Source organism: Haloquadratum walsbyi J07HQW2 (assembly GCF_000415985.1).
GTDB classification, from domain to species: Archaea; Halobacteriota; Halobacteria; order Halobacteriales; family Haloferacaceae; genus Haloquadratum; species Haloquadratum walsbyi_B.
The window spans coordinates 23,069-24,425 of record NZ_KE356561.1 but is presented as its reverse complement, the minus strand read 5'-3'; the positions used below and the strand labels follow the sequence as shown (position 1 = coordinate 24,425).

The window sequence follows — 1,357 nt, the reverse complement described above, 5'->3', positions numbered from 1 at the left end:
AATCGCGCTGACCGGATGGTCGGATATCCACTTCCCGGAGCGCGGTCGGTGGTGGGAAGCATAGCCAGCTGACGCTCACTTCTTTTTTGTTGGTGCCCGTTCACCCGCTTCCCGCCACCCAACCCGCCTCCATGGTCCGGGCGCTGCGCTGCCGGGCTTTCACCACAGTATTCGTGAGGAATTCATCCTTATTCAGTGCCTTGGAAGGCGGCTCTGGATCGGGAACATTACAGCGGCGACGTTTCGTTCGAGCCGTCGGATTACTCGCCTGCCCCGTCAGCGGTCGCGGAGTCGTTGTCAACGGGCGGTAGGTCGCCACGGCGTTCCGAGCGAAGTATCCCCGCGAGAAACCGTGCGAGTTGGTCTTGGAGTTCTGATCGAGTGCCGTACTCGGTGAGGGCGACTTCGTACTCGTAAGGGACAGCATCGAGCGTTGCGCTCGCGACGCCGTGTTCGCGGAAGACGTGAAATCGCTGGGGTGGCTTCTGTGGAGTCCCCTCCCCGTGCCCAAGATCGAAGCCGGAGAGCACAGCGCCGACCTCGATGTCAACACCATCGCGGACGCCCGCCTTCGGGAGGACAAACGACGGCATTACTCGCCTCGGCGTACGCTTTCGACTGGCTGATTACGTTCATCCGCTCCTGATCCGTCTCCTCCGGATGGGTTTCCGTCGGGATGGCTGGGTCGACGGCGAGAAACGCGTTCACCCCTAGTTCCGTCCGCAACCACTCGACGGTCTCGCGCAGTTCGTCAAGGAGTCGGCTTCCGCGTCGCCGAATGCGCCTAGATCGACATCGCTTTCGTCGACAGCAACGTCGTCGCGGAGAAAGTAGTCGAGTTGGATCGTCGTGTGCCCCATCACGTAGACGAGGAACTCGGTGTGTGCGGTTGGGTCGAGCCGCTCGAGGAGGACATCGCGAATCGGGTCCCCTCGTACGTTCGCATTGGGTCAAACTGCTCACGCTTCGCGTATAAACGCATCTGATTGGCGATTTCACTACAGCGCGAATCCGAGGGGTACCGAATCTGTACGCCATGAGTTGTTTGTCGGCGCCGGGAGGCGTGCAGCGCGCGACAGCGTGCGCGACGTGACTCACTATGCCTGGTTCCGATCCTCACGACGACACGAGTGCCGACTACGAACAGTTCGCCCAGGACCGCGACGCCGCCAGCGTCGACACCGCGGACATCGACGACACGACTGCCCAGAACCTAGTCAGCGACCTCGTCGACGCGGACGTCGTCACTCCGGTACCTGAGGATCAAGTATTGATCCACGAGCCGAGCGGTACCGCGTTCGATTCATCGACACAGCTGGCCGTCTTCCACCGTGGCTGGACGGCCGGCCGCGACGCC

Annotated in this window: 3 protein-coding genes; 1 reads left to right on the top strand and 2 read right to left on the bottom strand. The window is 62.0% G+C overall.

Annotated features, from left to right (window positions below; genetic code table 11):
- Positions 1 to 260 precede the first annotated feature (260 nt).
- Together J07HQW2_RS16765 and J07HQW2_RS16760 are read right to left on the bottom strand one after the other, a co-directional pair.
- Positions 261 to 530 (bottom strand): DUF7509 family protein, encoded by a 270-nt coding sequence (locus J07HQW2_RS16765; RefSeq protein WP_303703819.1) that lies wholly within the window; start codon positions 528 to 530, stop codon positions 261 to 263.
- 16 nt (positions 531 to 546) lie between these two features.
- Entirely contained in the window at positions 547 to 954 is a 408-nt protein-coding gene (locus J07HQW2_RS16760) for a DUF7509 family protein (protein WP_303703817.1), read from the bottom strand.
- 145 nt (positions 955 to 1,099) lie between these two features.
- Here J07HQW2_RS16760 and J07HQW2_RS00140 point away from each other — a divergent pair.
- On the top strand, positions 1,100 to 1,357 hold a 258-nt coding region (locus J07HQW2_RS00140; protein WP_021053095.1), incomplete at its 3' end, for a DUF8069 family protein.